At 51.5% G+C, this 14,761-nt stretch carries 15 protein-coding genes; 8 read left to right on the top strand and 7 right to left on the bottom strand.

Features of this window, described 5'->3' with window-relative positions:
• Nucleotides 1–139 precede the first annotated feature (139 nt).
• Nucleotides 140–1,063: a LysR substrate-binding domain-containing protein gene (locus ACWKXX_RS10460; protein WP_015570563.1), complete on the top strand. Its 924-nt coding sequence runs from the start codon at nucleotides 140–142 to the stop codon at nucleotides 1,061–1,063.
• A 41-nt stretch (nucleotides 1,064–1,104) separates the two neighbouring features.
• On the opposite strand, the gene ACWKXX_RS10465 is transcribed toward ACWKXX_RS10460, so the two are convergent.
• The 4 genes from ACWKXX_RS10465 to ACWKXX_RS10480 form a co-directional block, all read right to left on the bottom strand.
• A complete protein-coding gene (locus ACWKXX_RS10465; RefSeq protein ID WP_064489385.1) occupies nucleotides 1,105–2,796 on the bottom strand; it encodes a methyl-accepting chemotaxis protein in 1,692 nt (563 codons plus the stop codon).
• Between the two features lie 159 nt (nucleotides 2,797–2,955).
• A complete protein-coding gene (locus tag ACWKXX_RS10470; protein WP_017693450.1) occupies nucleotides 2,956–4,074 on the bottom strand; it encodes an S-(hydroxymethyl)glutathione dehydrogenase/class III alcohol dehydrogenase in 1,119 nt (372 codons plus the stop codon).
• Nucleotides 4,075–4,106: 32 nt separating this feature from the next.
• Nucleotides 4,107–4,382, bottom strand: a complete 276-nt coding sequence (locus ACWKXX_RS10475) for a metal/formaldehyde-sensitive transcriptional repressor (RefSeq protein WP_003857256.1) — start codon at nucleotides 4,380–4,382, stop codon at nucleotides 4,107–4,109.
• 216 nt (nucleotides 4,383–4,598) lie between these two features.
• Nucleotides 4,599–5,387, bottom strand: a complete 789-nt coding sequence (locus ACWKXX_RS10480; protein WP_261666253.1) for a phosphotransferase family protein — start codon at nucleotides 5,385–5,387, stop codon at nucleotides 4,599–4,601.
• Nucleotides 5,388–5,785: 398 nt separating this feature from the next.
• On the opposite strand from ACWKXX_RS10480, the gene ACWKXX_RS10485 reads away from it, so the two are divergent.
• The 6 genes from ACWKXX_RS10485 to ACWKXX_RS10510 all read left to right on the top strand — a co-directional run bounded on the left by ACWKXX_RS10485 (nucleotide 5,786) and on the right by ACWKXX_RS10510 (nucleotide 8,624).
• Nucleotides 5,786–6,097 (top strand): hypothetical protein, encoded by a 312-nt coding sequence (locus tag ACWKXX_RS10485; protein ID WP_023303710.1) that lies wholly within the window; start codon nucleotides 5,786–5,788, stop codon nucleotides 6,095–6,097.
• A 339-nt stretch (nucleotides 6,098–6,436) separates the two neighbouring features.
• Nucleotides 6,437–7,060, top strand: coding sequence for a hypothetical protein (locus ACWKXX_RS10490; protein ID WP_032104107.1), 624 nt, complete (start codon nucleotides 6,437–6,439; stop codon nucleotides 7,058–7,060).
• Between the two features lie 143 nt (nucleotides 7,061–7,203).
• Entirely contained in the window at nucleotides 7,204–7,476 is a 273-nt protein-coding gene (locus tag ACWKXX_RS10495) for a DUF883 family protein (RefSeq protein ID WP_003857263.1), read from the top strand.
• Between the two features lie 187 nt (nucleotides 7,477–7,663).
• Nucleotides 7,664–7,903: a regulatory protein YcgZ gene (gene ycgZ / locus ACWKXX_RS10500; protein WP_003857265.1), complete on the top strand. Its 240-nt coding sequence runs from the start codon at nucleotides 7,664–7,666 to the stop codon at nucleotides 7,901–7,903.
• A gap of 119 nt (nucleotides 7,904–8,022) precedes the next feature.
• Nucleotides 8,023–8,322, top strand: coding sequence for a hypothetical protein (locus ACWKXX_RS10505; protein WP_017693452.1), 300 nt, complete (start codon nucleotides 8,023–8,025; stop codon nucleotides 8,320–8,322).
• A 23-nt stretch (nucleotides 8,323–8,345) separates the two neighbouring features.
• Complete coding sequence (locus tag ACWKXX_RS10510) at nucleotides 8,346–8,624, top strand: biofilm development regulator YmgB/AriR family protein (RefSeq protein ID WP_017384011.1); 279 nt, start codon at nucleotides 8,346–8,348, stop codon at nucleotides 8,622–8,624.
• Between the two features lie 84 nt (nucleotides 8,625–8,708).
• Here ACWKXX_RS10510 and ACWKXX_RS10515 read toward each other — a convergent pair whose 3' ends face one another.
• Nucleotides 8,709–10,166, bottom strand: coding sequence for an EAL domain-containing protein (locus ACWKXX_RS10515; protein WP_045339755.1), 1,458 nt, complete (start codon nucleotides 10,164–10,166; stop codon nucleotides 8,709–8,711).
• 285 nt (nucleotides 10,167–10,451) lie between these two features.
• Here ACWKXX_RS10515 and ACWKXX_RS10520 point away from each other — a divergent pair, with 285 nt between their 5' ends.
• The gene (locus ACWKXX_RS10520; RefSeq protein WP_023296585.1) at nucleotides 10,452–11,336 is read left to right on the top strand and encodes a hypothetical protein; all 885 of its coding nucleotides are present in this window, start codon (nucleotides 10,452–10,454) and stop codon (nucleotides 11,334–11,336) included.
• A 33-nt stretch (nucleotides 11,337–11,369) separates the two neighbouring features.
• On the opposite strand, the gene ACWKXX_RS10525 is transcribed toward ACWKXX_RS10520, so the two are convergent.
• Both ACWKXX_RS10525 and ACWKXX_RS10530 read right to left on the bottom strand, forming a co-directional pair.
• On the bottom strand, nucleotides 11,370–12,545 hold the full coding sequence (locus tag ACWKXX_RS10525) for an HlyD family type I secretion periplasmic adaptor subunit (protein WP_032104109.1): 1,176 nt from the start codon (nucleotides 12,543–12,545) through the stop codon (nucleotides 11,370–11,372).
• Nucleotides 12,542–14,707 carry a type I secretion system permease/ATPase gene (locus ACWKXX_RS10530; RefSeq protein WP_040117621.1) on the bottom strand — a complete coding sequence of 722 codons (2,166 nt, stop codon included), beginning with the start codon at nucleotides 14,705–14,707 and terminating at the stop codon, nucleotides 12,542–12,544. The genes ACWKXX_RS10525 and ACWKXX_RS10530 overlap by 4 nt, the downstream gene beginning before the upstream one ends.
• Nucleotides 14,708–14,761 lie beyond the last annotated feature (54 nt).

Below are 14,761 nucleotides of genomic sequence, written 5' to 3' on the forward strand. Positions count from 1 at the left end.
ACCAGTGGTCAAAGCGTGGGCATTTTCGAAAAACGGTTGTAACTCAAATAGATCAAATGTTAAAAATATTTTGCTATCAGGTTATCAAATTCAAACATCTTAACTTGTCACCCGCGTCGCTCTGTTTTTAACATCGCCTATGGAAAAAAATGGTCTGTTCAGTCAGCGCATACGCTTGCGCCATTTGCATACTTTTGTGGCCGTCGCTCAACAGGGAACGCTGGGGCGAGCGGCTGAAACCCTTAACCTCAGTCAGCCTGCACTATCCAAAACGCTGAACGAACTGGAACAGCTTACCGGAACCCGCCTGTTCGATCGCGGCCGTCTGGGCGCTCAGCTTACTCTCGTGGGTGAACAGTTCCTGACGCATGCCGTTAAAGTTCTCGATGCCCTCAATACCGCCGGTCAGGCGCTCAACCGCAAAGAGGAGTCGGCCAGCGACATCGTGCGCGTGGGCGCGCTGCCAACGGCGGCGCTGGGAATACTGCCTGCGGCGATCGGCCAGTTCCACCGTCAGCAAAAGCACGCCACGCTTCAGGTCGCGACCATGAATAACACCATGCTGCTGGCGGGCCTGAAGTCAGGCGAGCTGGATCTGGGCATTGGGCGGATGTCCGATCCGGAACTGATGAGCGGCCTGAATTACGAGCTGCTGTTCCTGGAATCGCTGAAGCTGGTCGTGCGTCCGAATCATCCCCTGTTGCAGGACACCGTGACCCTGAGCCGCGTGATGGAGTGGCCGGTGGTGGTCTCACCAAAAGGAACCGTTCCGCGTCAGAATGCGGAAGCGTTGCTGCAAATGCAGGGCTGCACGCTGCCTTCCGGGTGTATTGAAACGCTCTCGGCGTCGCTGTCGCGCCAGCTTACGGTGGATTACGACTACGTGTGGTTTGTGCCGTCTGGCGCGGTGAAGGACGATCTGCGACGCGGCGTGCTTACGGCGCTGCCGGTAACATCGCCCGGCGCGGGAGAACCGATTGGGATCCTGACGCGGGTAGATGCCCCGCTCTCTGAAGGCGCCCAAACGCTGTTAAGCGCTATTCGTAAATCAATGCCTCTCTGACCCTAAACGCAGAACCCGCCGCAAGGGCGGGTCTGTCTTACTCAGAACGTTTCCCAGTTATCACCTGAGACGGCCGCCGCCGGGGTTAAAGGCGCGGGTTTCGCTGCGGTTGCAGCGGCTGTAGTCCGTCCTGCGCGCGCCCCGTTGAGACGAAACGCGCCAACGGCCTCCGTCAGACGTGCGCCCTGCTCTTCCAGCGAGGCCGCCGCCGCAGAAGCTTCTTCCACCAGCGAGGCATTCTGCTGCGTCACCTTGTCCATCTCGGAAATCGCCTGGCTCACCTGAACAATGCCGCGGCTCTGCTCATCGGACGCCGCGGCAATCTCCAGCATAATATCGGTGACGCGTTTAACCGCCTCGACAATCTCATTCATGGTATTGCCCGCCGCAACCACTTCCCCGGAACCCTGATCGATAAGCGACACCGATTCATTAATCAGGCTTTCAATCTCTTTCGCCGCATTCGCGCTGCGGCTTGCCAGGGTGCGGACTTCACTCGCCACGACCGCAAAGCCGCGTCCCTGTTCACCCGCACGCGCCGCCTCGACCGCCGCGTTGAGCGCCAGAATATTGGTCTGGAACGCGATACTGTTAATCACGGCGGTAATTTCAGAGATCTTCTTCGAGCTGGTGGAAATATTACCCATGGTTTTCACCACGCCGGAGACCATCTGCCCCCCGCGGCTGGCCTTACCGGAGGCATCTTCTGCCAGTTTACTCGCATGATGCGCGTTATCGGCGTTCTGTTTCACCGTCGCGGTGAGCTGCTCCATGCTGGCCGCCGTCTGTTCAATCGCCGCCGCCTGCTGCTCGGTACGGGAAGAGAGATCGGTGTTACCCGCGGAGATCTCGCTGGTTCCACGGTAGATCTCCTCCGCCCCTTGCCGCACGGTGCCCACGGTTGTCACCAGCGCGTGCTGCATCGTTTGCAGATCGCGCGTCAGGCGGCCAATTTCGCTGCGCCCGGTCGGTTCGTCCGGCATGGTCAAATCGCCTTTCGCGATATTTTCGATACGCGTAGCGGCTCGCTGGAGCGGGTTTATCACCGTACGGCGCAGCACCACAAAGGTGATCACCGCCAGCGCCAGCGCCAGGCCAAACGCGCCGAACATAAACATCAGCCCCAGCCGGGTGCGGGTGTGAGCCTGTGCCGTCAGCGCGTTGGCGCGTTCGGTGCGGATTTTTATCGCCTTCAGCAACACCGCGTTATAGGCATCGTCCAGCGGGCGCGCGGTTTCGTTCTCATGGTTGATGATGGCTTCAAACATGCCGTTTTTGGCGTATTTAAGCATCGGCTGCATGCCGGCAATGTAGGCGTCGTAGCGGGCTTTCAGATCGCCATCCAGCGCTTCGTCCGCCGGTGTGCGAACGGTGCGCTTCATGTAGGCGGCAAATCCATCCTGCGATTGCTTCAGGCGGGTTTCGGCCTCGGCGATGTTTTGCTTCATCGCCTCCATCTCCGCGATACGGCTCGCCGCCCCCGCGTGGATCATGTTGATACGGGCGGTGCGTAAATGGTTGGAACTGTTTGACAGACCGGTGCGCACCTGGATTTCTGCCGTGACATCCTGCTGATCGTTATCGGCCTGGAGCAGGAAATAGCCTGCCAGACCTGAGCTCAATGCAAACAGGAGAATAATGCCACCGAGAATGGAGGAAAACAGCGGAACCAGCCGGATGTGATGCAAGAAACTCAGCTTATGCTGCGCCTGCATCGATGTTGTGTTGTCCATGACCGTCGACTCTCTTATAGGTAAGATGCGTAATAACACGCCTGTAAAAGAGTCATCGGCACGCCAGGGAATTAAATTACGTCTAAAAGCGCCGGACAGGTCACACTTTAGAGAAGATCAGGGAAGAAATGCCAGCGGAAAAAACCGCTGGCAGAATAATCAGTTGTCGCCGAAATGGATAACGGTGCGAATGGATTTTCCTTCGTGCATCAGATCGAAGGCTTCGTTGATCTGCTCCAGCGGCAGGCGGTGCGTAATGAACGGATCAAGCTGAATTTTACCGACCATCGCATCTTCAACCATGCCCGGCAGCTGAGTACGGCCTTTCACGCCGCCAAATGCTGACCCGCGCCATACGCGCCCTGTCACCAGCTGGAAGGGACGGGTTTTGATCTCCTGACCCGCGCCGGCCACACCGATAATGATGCTCTCGCCCCAACCTTTGTGGCAGCACTCCAGCGCTGAGCGCATTACGTTGACGTTGCCGATACATTCGAAGCTAAAGTCCACGCCGCCGTCGGTCAGCTCAACGATCACGTCCTGAACCGGTTTGTCGTAGTCTTTCGGGTTGATAAAGTCGGTCGCCCCCATCTCACCTGCGAGCTTAAATTTCTCCGGGTTGGTATCCACAGCAATGATACGCCCAGCTTTCGCCTGTACCGCGCCCTGGATAACCGCCAGACCGATCCCGCCCAGGCCGAACACCGCCACGGTGTCCCCCTCTTTCACTTTCGCCGTGTTATGCACCGCGCCGATACCGGTGGTGACACCGCAGCCGAGCAGACAGACTTTATCCAGCGGGGCCTGCGGATTCACTTTCGCCAGTGAAATCTCGGCGCACACCGTGTATTCGCTGAAGGTGCTGGTCCCCATGTAGTGATAAATGGGCTCGCCGTTATAGGAGAAACGGGTAGTGCCGTCCGGCATAAGTCCTTTGCCCTGCGTGGCGCGCACGGCCTGGCAGAGGTTAGTTTTGCCGGATTTGCAGAACTTACACTCGCCGCACTCTGCGGTGTAGAGCGGGATCACATGGTCGCCGGGCTTCAGGCTGGTGACGCCTTCACCCACTTCCACCACCACACCGCCCCCTTCGTGGCCGAGCACCGCCGGGAATACGCCTTCCGGATCGTCACCGGACAGGGTAAACGCATCGGTATGGCAAACGCCGGTGTGGGTAATTTTGATCAGCACTTCGCCTTTCTTCGGCGGAGCAACATCAATTTCAACGATTTTCAGCGGCTGGCCTGGGCCGAACGCGACAGCTGCGCGAGATTTCATGATGTCTTTCCCTTGTTGTGAGGTGTGTGGGTTTATTTTAGATAAGAGCGCAGTAAATGGCCGACTTCCGCCATCCGCACTGCCCGCTGATCCGGGGTGGTCTCCCCCGTCACCAGCTCATCTTTGAGGTGAATTTCGACCATTTCCCCCATCAGACCATTGGCAGCGCCTCGCACGGCGGCAATTTGCTGCAAAATGGCGAGACAGGGATCGCCCGATTCCAGGGCGCGTTCAAGGGCATCAACCTGGCCCCGAATGCGGCGGACGCGGGTCAGAATACGTTTTTTATCTTCGGGTGAATGCGGCATACGCCCTCCTGATACTATAGGGGGGTATTGTATCTGTTAATACGATTTTATGTAAACACGAAGTTTATTGTGGGTTTTAAGTAGAGCCGTAGGTAATGTGAAAAATCAGCGAGTTAATATTAGTGACTCGCTGATATATCAGAAGTGGGTAATCAGGTGCGTCAGGAGCGAAAAGTAGGTATTGCTATAAAAAGCAGAATTTTTAGAAATCATGCTTCATAACATTTTTTCCACGTTGTCTAACCAGTCGGGAAGATGTTCTCTGTACCAGTTGAGATACAAGGGAAATGCACTCTTTTGCCGCATATGAAGCAGGACAATCACTTCCGTGACAATCCAGGCTTTGACAATAGCAATTTCTCTGGCCAGCTCCCTGATATTTTGATGGGAGGATAGCTGGCAATAGCGTCCTGCAAGGTCTATAAATTCTTGTTTTGTCCCCATTCCCCTTATGAGGGGAGCCAGGTCAATAGCAGGACTCCCTTTGCCAAACCTTTCCCAGTCAAAAAGAACTAAATTACCGCTTTCTCTTCTTCCCCAGTTGCCTGCATTGCTGTCGCCGGAAACCAGGCTTTGGCAAGCGAATAACGCATTACTATTCTGCTGAAATCGTCGAAGCTGCCGGGCATTTTTTTCAGGCAATGCCAAAAGCATGAGAGCGTTTTCAAGCGCTGTTTCTGTCCACGTATGCGTATGATAGAGCCATTCAGAATTTGCAGGATAGCGATGCAGGCGCCCCAGCATAGCTATGGCATAATCGTTTGCCACAGCGGTCTGATCAACCTTATAAGGAATATACTCCAGTCTTAACTGGCGTAAGGTGGCATCAGCAGACAAAAGCGTTGGCGTAGCAATCCCTGCCTGATTAAGCTCTGTTGCCGCGTAGAGATAAAAGGCCCACTCAACATCGCTGACAGGCCACTTTTCTATAACTATATGATTGCAATCACTGGTATTCAGCACCACTTTGGCAGTGCCCATTTTGGATAAATCCATGGCAGCCATGCACTGTCCCTTAAAAATTAACGTGTTGGTTGTTCTTGTTATTGAGTGTAATGCAAGTGTGGTACAGATGAAGTCATACAACGTCATTCTTTCTTAAAAATCCTACTTTAAAAGACTTGTGCAATCACACTAACCCCCACTAAAGAACGTAGGTATCATAAGAATACGAAAAAGAATAGACTAATACTGTTGGATATATTTATCTTTGCTAACATTTAGCCTGTATTAAACAAAATAAGTCGGGTGCAGCATGTTCGGACAGAAAACATTGCTGAAACTGGTTCGGATCCGGTTTATCTAATAGAATTTCCATACACTTTGATAAATATTACTATCACAATTGGGTTTTACAAATTGAATTCGGATCACAACGCTTCATCATTAAGGAATGACTAAGTATGAAAAGAATTGTTCTCGCCTCTTTGGTTGTAGCTTTTTCGTTATCTGCTAACGCAAATCAATTAAGCATTGATGACCAAATTAATAATGCTTGTGCTAAGGCCTTAAGCGGTGACAAAGAACCTTTGGGTGACTTCCCGCCAGATAGTTATGCTGCAACAGTCAGTCCGAAAGTTAAAGATGCTTACAACGAAGTTTTAAAATCTCGGTCCTCTATTGTAAACGATCAGAGTTTACAGAATGCAACCAGTTGCGCCAACCTTGTTAGAGATAAACTGAAATCAAAAGGTGAGTACACAGAAGAAAAATAATTGCCAGGGTGGAGAAACAGCATTTTTTGTGGAACTGAACGCTTTCTCTATCAGAGTTCGTTCTTAAGAAAATATCGACAAGATAGTTCCGCAGCTGTGTTTTCCACCTCTCGCTGGTCCCTCAATACCCTAACATCCCGTTGCCTGAAGGCACCCTCCGTAATGACAGCGCCCGCCTAAACAGCACAGACGAGGCTGACGATATTTACGCTTTCGTCTCGTCGTGACCAACCCTATTTAGCTCAAAATGTTAAAAATCCGCACTTATATGGCACAATGTGAACAGAAATAACATTCTCGTCACCTAACATACTCGCTACAAACAAAATGGTGGTGTTAATGATTGTACTAAAGAGCTTTTTATTCTTCGTTGGCGCAGCAGCCGCTTGCGCACTTATTGTACTGTGTCTTTGGGTTGATATGCGGTTTGTCGGCCATGATATTCCGGAATTATCACTGACCGAAATTATGCAGGAAACGGTATTAGCGACTATTGTCTTTCTCCATTTTCGTCTGGCGAAAATGGACGAATCCATGCGTTACTGTAATATTCTGGTGGGCGGATTTTTCCTGACAATGCTAATTCGTGAACTGGACGCGCTTTTTGATCTCATTTCTCATGGGAGTTGGGTGTGGTTCGCGCTGATTACCGCTCTGCTGGCGTTAATTCGCCCCGTTATGCATTTTCGCGCTACCCTGGAACAGCTGGCAAAATATACCCAATCCCCCTGGTACGGCATTCTGTTGAGCGGCCTGCTGGCTGTACTGGTCTTCTCCCGCCTCTTTGGAATGCAGGTGCTGTGGCACGACATCCTGGAGCATGGCTATATGCGCGTCGTGAAAAACGCCGTGGAGGAAGGTTCGGAATCATTCGGCTATATGCTGTGCCTGGCCGCATCCCTTGGCTATTACGTTACCTTTCGCACTCACGCACGGCAGAAACAGTCTCTTCGCGCTGCGTAGAGAACGACATTTTTTGGACATTATGGTGGTCATGTAAGAAAGACATGTCCTAAAAAGGGGCAATCAGGCGTCGATTTCAGCGAATTCTCGCTCACTCCTGCAATCAGCGTCTATCCTTAGACTACCAACAAAAGGAGGCTGGAATGTCTGATTTCGACACTGATAAAAATGCACAGTACGCTGGCGATAAAGCCAAAAACAAACTTGATGAATTATCCGGCTCTGCGCAGCAGCAGTTTGGTGAATTCGTTGATTCCCCTAAACACCAGGTGAAAGGTGCAGCGAAAAAATATGCTGCCCAGGCCAGTGATGCCGTCTCGGATGTCACTGAAGCCGTCAGAAACAATCCCTTAACGGGCTTAATCGCTGCGGGTGCGGTAGGTATCGTTCTGGGACTTCTGCTGGGACGTAAATAATTTCAGGCCCTTCGGGGCCTTTCCTTTTCCCCTCTTTCCTGCTCTTTCCCCCCCTATTGTTGATAGTTTTCCTGACAAAAACACGATCCCTGTGAAAAGTTGTACAATTTTAATGTACAGATTTGATCGAATAGTATAAATTCAATGCCACTGATGTTACAAAATTGTTTGTTAACGGTGGAAAATTATGCGTCGCAACCATGCTCCCTCTACAGCAGAAAGCGCTATCACCTTGTATTTTAACAAGGATAATGTCCCAACACAGCAGGAAACCCTTGGTGCTATCGTCAGTGAGATCATCAAAGAAAATGTACAACTGAGCAGAATGACAATCTGTACAAAGCTGTTGCGCAGAATTGAAGAGTCAACGTCTGACGTTGAGAAAGCGCACTATAACGGTCTGATAGCCCTCTTCTTCGAGCGTTAACCTGAACACTGTTTTTTTAACTTACTAAGTTAGTCATGCTGAGTGAGAATAGAGCTCCTGAATGCGATGACTAACCCCATGCTACAGCCTGCTGCGTGTAGCAGAGTGAGATTGAAGCTATGCATAGAACTAAATTTGAACGACTTAAGGATGACCTTATCGGTGAGGCCGTATTATCCATACTGAAAGAGAACGGACCTATTACCTTTGTGTCTCTTGCTAATCGCCTGCGGGCGATGGCTAACGTTGAATCAAATGATGAACGTAAAAATGCATTGATTGCCGCTGAAGATGAAGTGCGCCAGCGTGTAACCGGCGTATCGCACGACCGGGGAAGAGTGATGGGCGATTATGAAATTGGACGCATGCGCTCTCTCTTTACTCACAACACGCTTCTGACCCCAGACAAGAAACACTAATTTTAACCGAAACGGTGACCACCATGAGTAAAGCGATTATGCAGCAGACGTATAATTTTGAAGCCCTGCACGATAAAGAACTGGCGGAACATTTTCTTAATGCTGGAAAGCATCTCAGTGGTGAGGTTGAAGTGTTGGGCTCGGCAATACGCTGTATTATGCTGACCGGTGACAATCTCTCAAATAAAGAGATTATCCTGCAACTGATTCACGCCCTCGAAATTACCGAGGAGCCCGAAGCCTGCGATGTCATTCGAAACACGCTTGAAATTGTTGTCGGTTTTACGCGCGATGATATCTGATAACAGATTATTACCCTGGTGAGTGACTGTTTTTGCTGGTGGTCGAAGAGTTAAGTCTGTCGTACCACCAGTATAGTGAAGCCATTAACTAAATAGCCGTACCATTCGATCCAGCTCTTCTTCTTTAACCGCCCGGGAAAGATAATATCCCTGGAAGCGCTTAACTCCTAATGCGACAAGTTTTTCAAATTTTTCTTCGCTATCGACGCCTTCCGCAACGCATTCCCTTCCCGTCATGTCGCTGTATATCTGTATCGCTTTAATAATGCTATTGTCATTGTCGTTAGCAACAAAGTGCTCAACTATATCGCGGTCAAGCTTCAGTCCATCAACATTAATCTGTCGGATGGGTAACATAGCGTAATTTCTGGAAAAGCAATCATCCAGAAACAGCCGGCATCCCTCGGCGCGTAAACGCTGGAGAGTGACAGGAATATTTGGATCCTTTGTTACATCAATGGTTTCAGCTAATTCGAAGACAAGTTTCCCGGCCCACTGCGGTTTCAGTAACATTTCAACGGCTTTTTTCGCCATTCCCGGCAGCGCGTTCCCGGCAGCCAGTTGAGGAGGAATATTAACCGAAAAATAATATTTTCCATTGTATCTGTTGATACCTGATACGGCCGCGTGAATGACTAACGCCGTCAGCTTGAGCCAAATTTCGCCATTTTTTATCCCATCCAGAAATTGGCCTGGTTTCAGGACCTGACCGTTTTTATGCCAGCGCAGCAGAATTTCAAAGCCTACTCCTTTTTTATCGCTATCGGTAATAATTTGATAAGCCGCAAAGATTTCCCGCTTATGTAACGCCTGCAATATATTTATTTCTGCTTCCGAAAACCCCTGCGCTTTGTTCTTTACTGCACAGACCTCATCCCTTAAGACACGTGCATCGCTAAACCACACTCTGATAAGATATAATTTACTCAACCCCACTTTCCGATGGGTATAAATGGTTTTATCTGACAACCCTAACCTCGCTGACTGCTCTTTTATCGAAATACCCCGATAAAAATTCAGCAATACGGTTAACTCACGTTTTGTTAAACCATGCAGGCTTTCCTTACCTTCCTTCTCAGGTCCTTCACGCAATAAACGTGACGAATCGGCATGCACATCAGAAATACTCTCTACACAATTCATTACCTCTGAAATATTCGCCACCCTGATCCTCGACAACGATCTGGTATTATTAACGAGACTTTTCAGCGTGGCATAAAGCCACCTTTCTGGTATTGCACCATACAGGGTCACGCTACAAATAACCGGCAGTGCATTCAGAACCGAGACCAACCGTTTCAGGCTTTCAAGAAAGGCAGTCACGTCGCGACCAAGAAAAACAGAAATCTCAGGCTGTTGATTTTGCATCATTTTTTGCACATCACCTGAGCAAACTTCATCATCTTCAAAATGGAGCCGCGTGACGTTTACGCCACGAGACTTGAGAAGCAGGCTATACCCCTCGAAGGTGAAACCGCAGGCTGAAATAACGAATCGTTGCTTGTAGCATGTACCTTGCATAAAAGGTAAATTTTGAGACATAACCTGCTCCTGAGAATGTAAATATCATTCCCAAATGTGATTAAAGCCAATATTCTTTGTCGCATTGAATAATTTTACCGCACCCCATTTGGTTAATAAACCGTTATCAATGTTATGCGCGGGAACATCTTTGCGTTAATCAACCCACTCATCCATATGCAGTATAAATATTACTTTCTTTTCATATAACGACAGTAAATATGCACTTCACAAGGTATAATGAAAATTCCGAAAAAGAAGACCGGACACTTCATCTTATCGGCCCAGACAAAAAGAGAAAATGCTATGGATAATCACATTTCATCCAGGGCTTTGCTACATCGAAGGGATGTTATTAAAAACAACCCGCGATTTGGTGAAGCTATAACAGAGCACTACAGAATCAATGATGCCATTTATAAAAAACAACCCTTGTTCTACAAAACGATGCTTCAGGAATCACGCTTCAACATAATACTGTCAATGTGTTGTTTTGTTTTTGGTAATCAGGCTGAGTCAGTTTCAGAGATAAAGGCACTGTGTACCCGCTATAATATCGCCAGTCCTAACAGTGTTATCGCGATCATCACCATACTTAAGACCACCGGGCGAATTAAGACCTGGCGCTGTACCGAAGATCGCCGAAAAACAAAAATCGCGCCAACGGAAAAAGGACTGGATGAGCTGAAACGCTATATGTCTGGGGCATTTACGCCTGTCAGCATTCTTTATCCGACATTCAACATTAATGTTAACCTTCTGGACAATGACATTTTGAGGCACAACTTTTTCCGGCGCGCCGCAGAGTACCTTTTCCGCGGATTAACATTCAGGAAAGTGCTTCCGGAGGTGGGTTTATTTATTGATAAGGATGGTGGCCGAATGATTATGCTCTATCTCTATTTGCAGGCCATTAAAAACAAAACAGCACACGGTGCCATAATAGCGTATTCAGCCAGCACACTGGCAAAAGAATTTTTCGTCTCGCGTATCCACGTCAACCGCATTATCAAATCGGCGCAGGAGGCAGGTTATCTTAAAGATCGCGGCGATGGCCGGATGTCAATTTACCCGGCCTTTATCGAGCTGGTCGAAAATTATGCCGGATTATATTTTGCGTATGTCACACATTACATCAACGTGGTACCAAAAGAACGACGCCATGCTGTCAACATGACGCCTACACTCTGATCTGACGGGCGTTCGGTTTGCTGAACGCCTTTTTTATCGCTCGCGCAGCGCCTCTTTTGCCTTATTCAATGGTTTCAGCAGATAATCAATGACGGATTTACTGCCGGTTTTGATATCAACCGTGGCTATCATGCCCGGGAACACCGGGAATTCCTTGCCCTGCCTGTTGGTCAGATGGTTACTGTCAGTACGAATATAAACGCGATAATAATAAACATCCCGTTTCACCTCGTCCTGAAGGGTATCCGGGGAAATCATCGTCACCTCCCCTTCCAGCCCGCCGTAGATCGAGTAGTCATAAGCGGTGATTTTCACCAGCGCTTTTTGCCCAGGATGGATAAACGCGACATCGCGCGGCGAGATTTTCGCTTCTATCACCATCTGGTCATCAAGCGGTACCAGGCTCATCAGTTTGCCGTTCGGCGGGATCACTCCGCCCACCGTCGTCACGTCAATGTCCTTCACGATGCCACGCACCGGCGCATTAAACGTTAAGCGGGTGAGTGAATCTTCGCGTCCTTTCATGACCGAACGTTGCGCTTCCATTTCCGCGTTCGCTTTTGCCAGTTCTTCGCGGGCGCGAACGTAGTACTGGTTTTTCATTTCGGTGATTTTGCTCTCCAGCTCATTTTTTTGACGTTCAAGGCGTAAGACTTCGACCTTACTGGCCGCCCCCTGCGTCACTAGCGGGCGCGTTAATGCCAGTTCACGCTGCACGAGATCTGCTCCCTGGCGTAAACCCGCCAGCCCTTTTTCAAGGCTTTCGCGACGTGACTGATAAAGCGCCGTTTCCTGTTTGACCAACTCAACGTCGTCATCCAGCTCTGCCGGGAATGTCAGCCCGGTGTCGTTTACCTCAGCATTCAGACGCGCGGCCGTCGCCATCGCAGCGTTTAATCGAGACTCGCTCTCCAGCACACTGGACTCGGTTTTCGTCCGGTCCAGTTGGGCAAGCTGTTGACCACGCTCGACGATATCGCCCTCGCGCACCATCAGACTGTGGATAATCCCCCCTTCCAGGGACTGGATCACCTGCTCGTGGGAGGACGGGATCACCTTGCCGCTACCCGTCGTGACCTCATCCAGCTGGAACAGGCTGGCCCAGGTTATAAAGACCACCAGCAGGGCAAACAGCGACCATGCCACCAGCGACGAACGCGGCAGGCGGGGCTCCTTCAGCCGGCTGTTAAAGCGGGAGAAATCATTCATGCCACGCCCTCCGTTTTCAGTTTAACCGTGCGCTGCGGCGCCTGCTGCGGGGCCATTCCGTGCTGGCGTAAAATGGCATCACGAGGGCCATCCATCACCACTTTGCCGTTTTCCAGGACGATGATGCGGTCAACCAGGTCCAGAATCGGCAGACGATGCGTCGCCACCACCAGCGTCCGGCGCTTACCGAGCCACTGGTGCAGATGCTGGATAAACTGCTTCTCGCTGACCTCATCCAGCCAGGCGGTGGGTTCATCCAGCAGCAGAATATTCGGCGAGGTGATCAGCGCGCGCGCCAGCAGCAGCGCCTGACGTTGCCCGCCGGAAAGCCCCGTTCCGCCCTCATTGATGATGGTGTTCAGCCCCATTTTCTGCTTGCGCACAAACTCCAGCGCGCCGCTGTTGACCAGCGCCTGATGGATTTCCTCGTCTGTCGCCAGCGGATTACCCATCAGGATGTTGTCGCGTACGGAGCCGAAGAACAGCCGCGCCTGCTGGCTGAGCAACTGCATGTCGCGGCGCACGTCGGCCGGGTCAAGATGATTGAGAGCAATATCGTCCAGCAAAATGCTGCCCTGCTGCGGCTCCTGCATTCCCGCCAGCAGATGCAGCAAGGTGCTTTTCCCCGAACCATTACGCCCGAGCACCGCCACGCGCTCCCCGGCGTGAATGCGCAGTTTGCTGATATTCAGCACGGTAAGCTTCTCTTCTTCATCGTAATAAAACCCAACGTCGTCCAGCCGATAATCACCGCGCAGATGGGCTTTATGCACTTTTTTGCCGTGCTGGGGATCGTCAATCGGGCGCTGCATCAGGTCATCCAGCCCCTTGCGGGCCACCTTTGCCGACTGCCAGCGGGAGAGCACGCCGGAAATCTGCGACAGGGGCGCAATGGTCCGGGACGCCAGAATCGAGGTCCCCACCAGCGCACCGGTGGTCATGTCGCCGCTGATGACCAGATAACACCCCACCAGCAGCACCACGGCGTAGACGATAGACTGCACCTCCTGGGTCCATGTCAGCAGCAGCCCCGTCAGCCAGCGCTGCTTCATGCCGACGCTCGCGGCAACGTCATTGGTGTTATTCCACTGGTTCTGGAACCTCTGCTCGGCACGCATTAGCTTGATGTCCTCAAGCCCCTGCACCGCTTCCACCAGCGTGGCGTTACGAATCGCCGATTCACGCATCCCTTCGCTGGAGAGTTTTCCCAGCGGGCGCTGCACCAGCAGGCCGGGAATGAGCAGCAGCGGTACGGCCAGCAGCACCACCAGCACCAGCGGGCCGCCAATCATCCACAGAATGAAGACGAACAGCAGGAAGAACGGCAGATCGGAGATAGCGGCAATGGTGGTGGAAGTGATCAGCTCCCGCACCGACTCCAGCTCGCGGATCTGGGCGATAAACGACCCGGTCGATTTCGACCGTGCGCCGTTTTTAATCCTCAGGGCGTGGGCAAACACGCGCTCGGAAATACGCAGGTCGGCGCGTTTCCCTACCACGTCCGAAATATGCACCCGCAGCATGCGCATGATGAATTCAAACACGATGGCGATCATCACACCGCCAAACAGCACCCACAGCGTGGCCTCCGACTGGGACGGCACCACCCTGTCATACACCTGCATGGAAAAGACCATGCCGGAGAGCGCCAGCACGTTGGCGACCAGCGCCACCAGCATTATGTCGCTGTAACGACGCCAGTCTTTCAGCGCCAGCTGCCAGAACCAGTTTTTCTCATAGGGTTTGATGTAATCATCCACGCGCGCATCCGGCGTGGACTCCAGGGGACGCAGCACCATCAGCCCCTTTAACCGCGAACCGAGTTCGTCGCGCGTCAGCGTCGTCTCCAGGCCCCCGTCGCCGCTAAACTGCACGCTGACGTTCCCTTCGTTGTCCATACGGTTGATGACCGCAATTTGCCCGCCGGTGAACTCCGCCAGCAGCGGTAAACGCCACGGATCGAGCGCTACGGCTCCCGCCGCCACCCAACGCATCCCCAGCCCAAGCTGGCGCGCCATCTCCTCCAGCACCAGCTGGCGTGGAGACTGGCTTTCATGGTTAATCGTGACCCGAACATGCTCCGCCGAAAAATCCAGCCGATAATATTTCGCGATGATGAGCATGCCCTGCAACCAGGGTTCGTACTGTGGATGTGTCTTCATAATGCTACGTCCTGTTCAGGGCGATGATTTCGCACTGAAATGATACCTTTCCGG

It is taken from the genome of Enterobacter sp. UPMP2061, assembly GCF_053709615.1.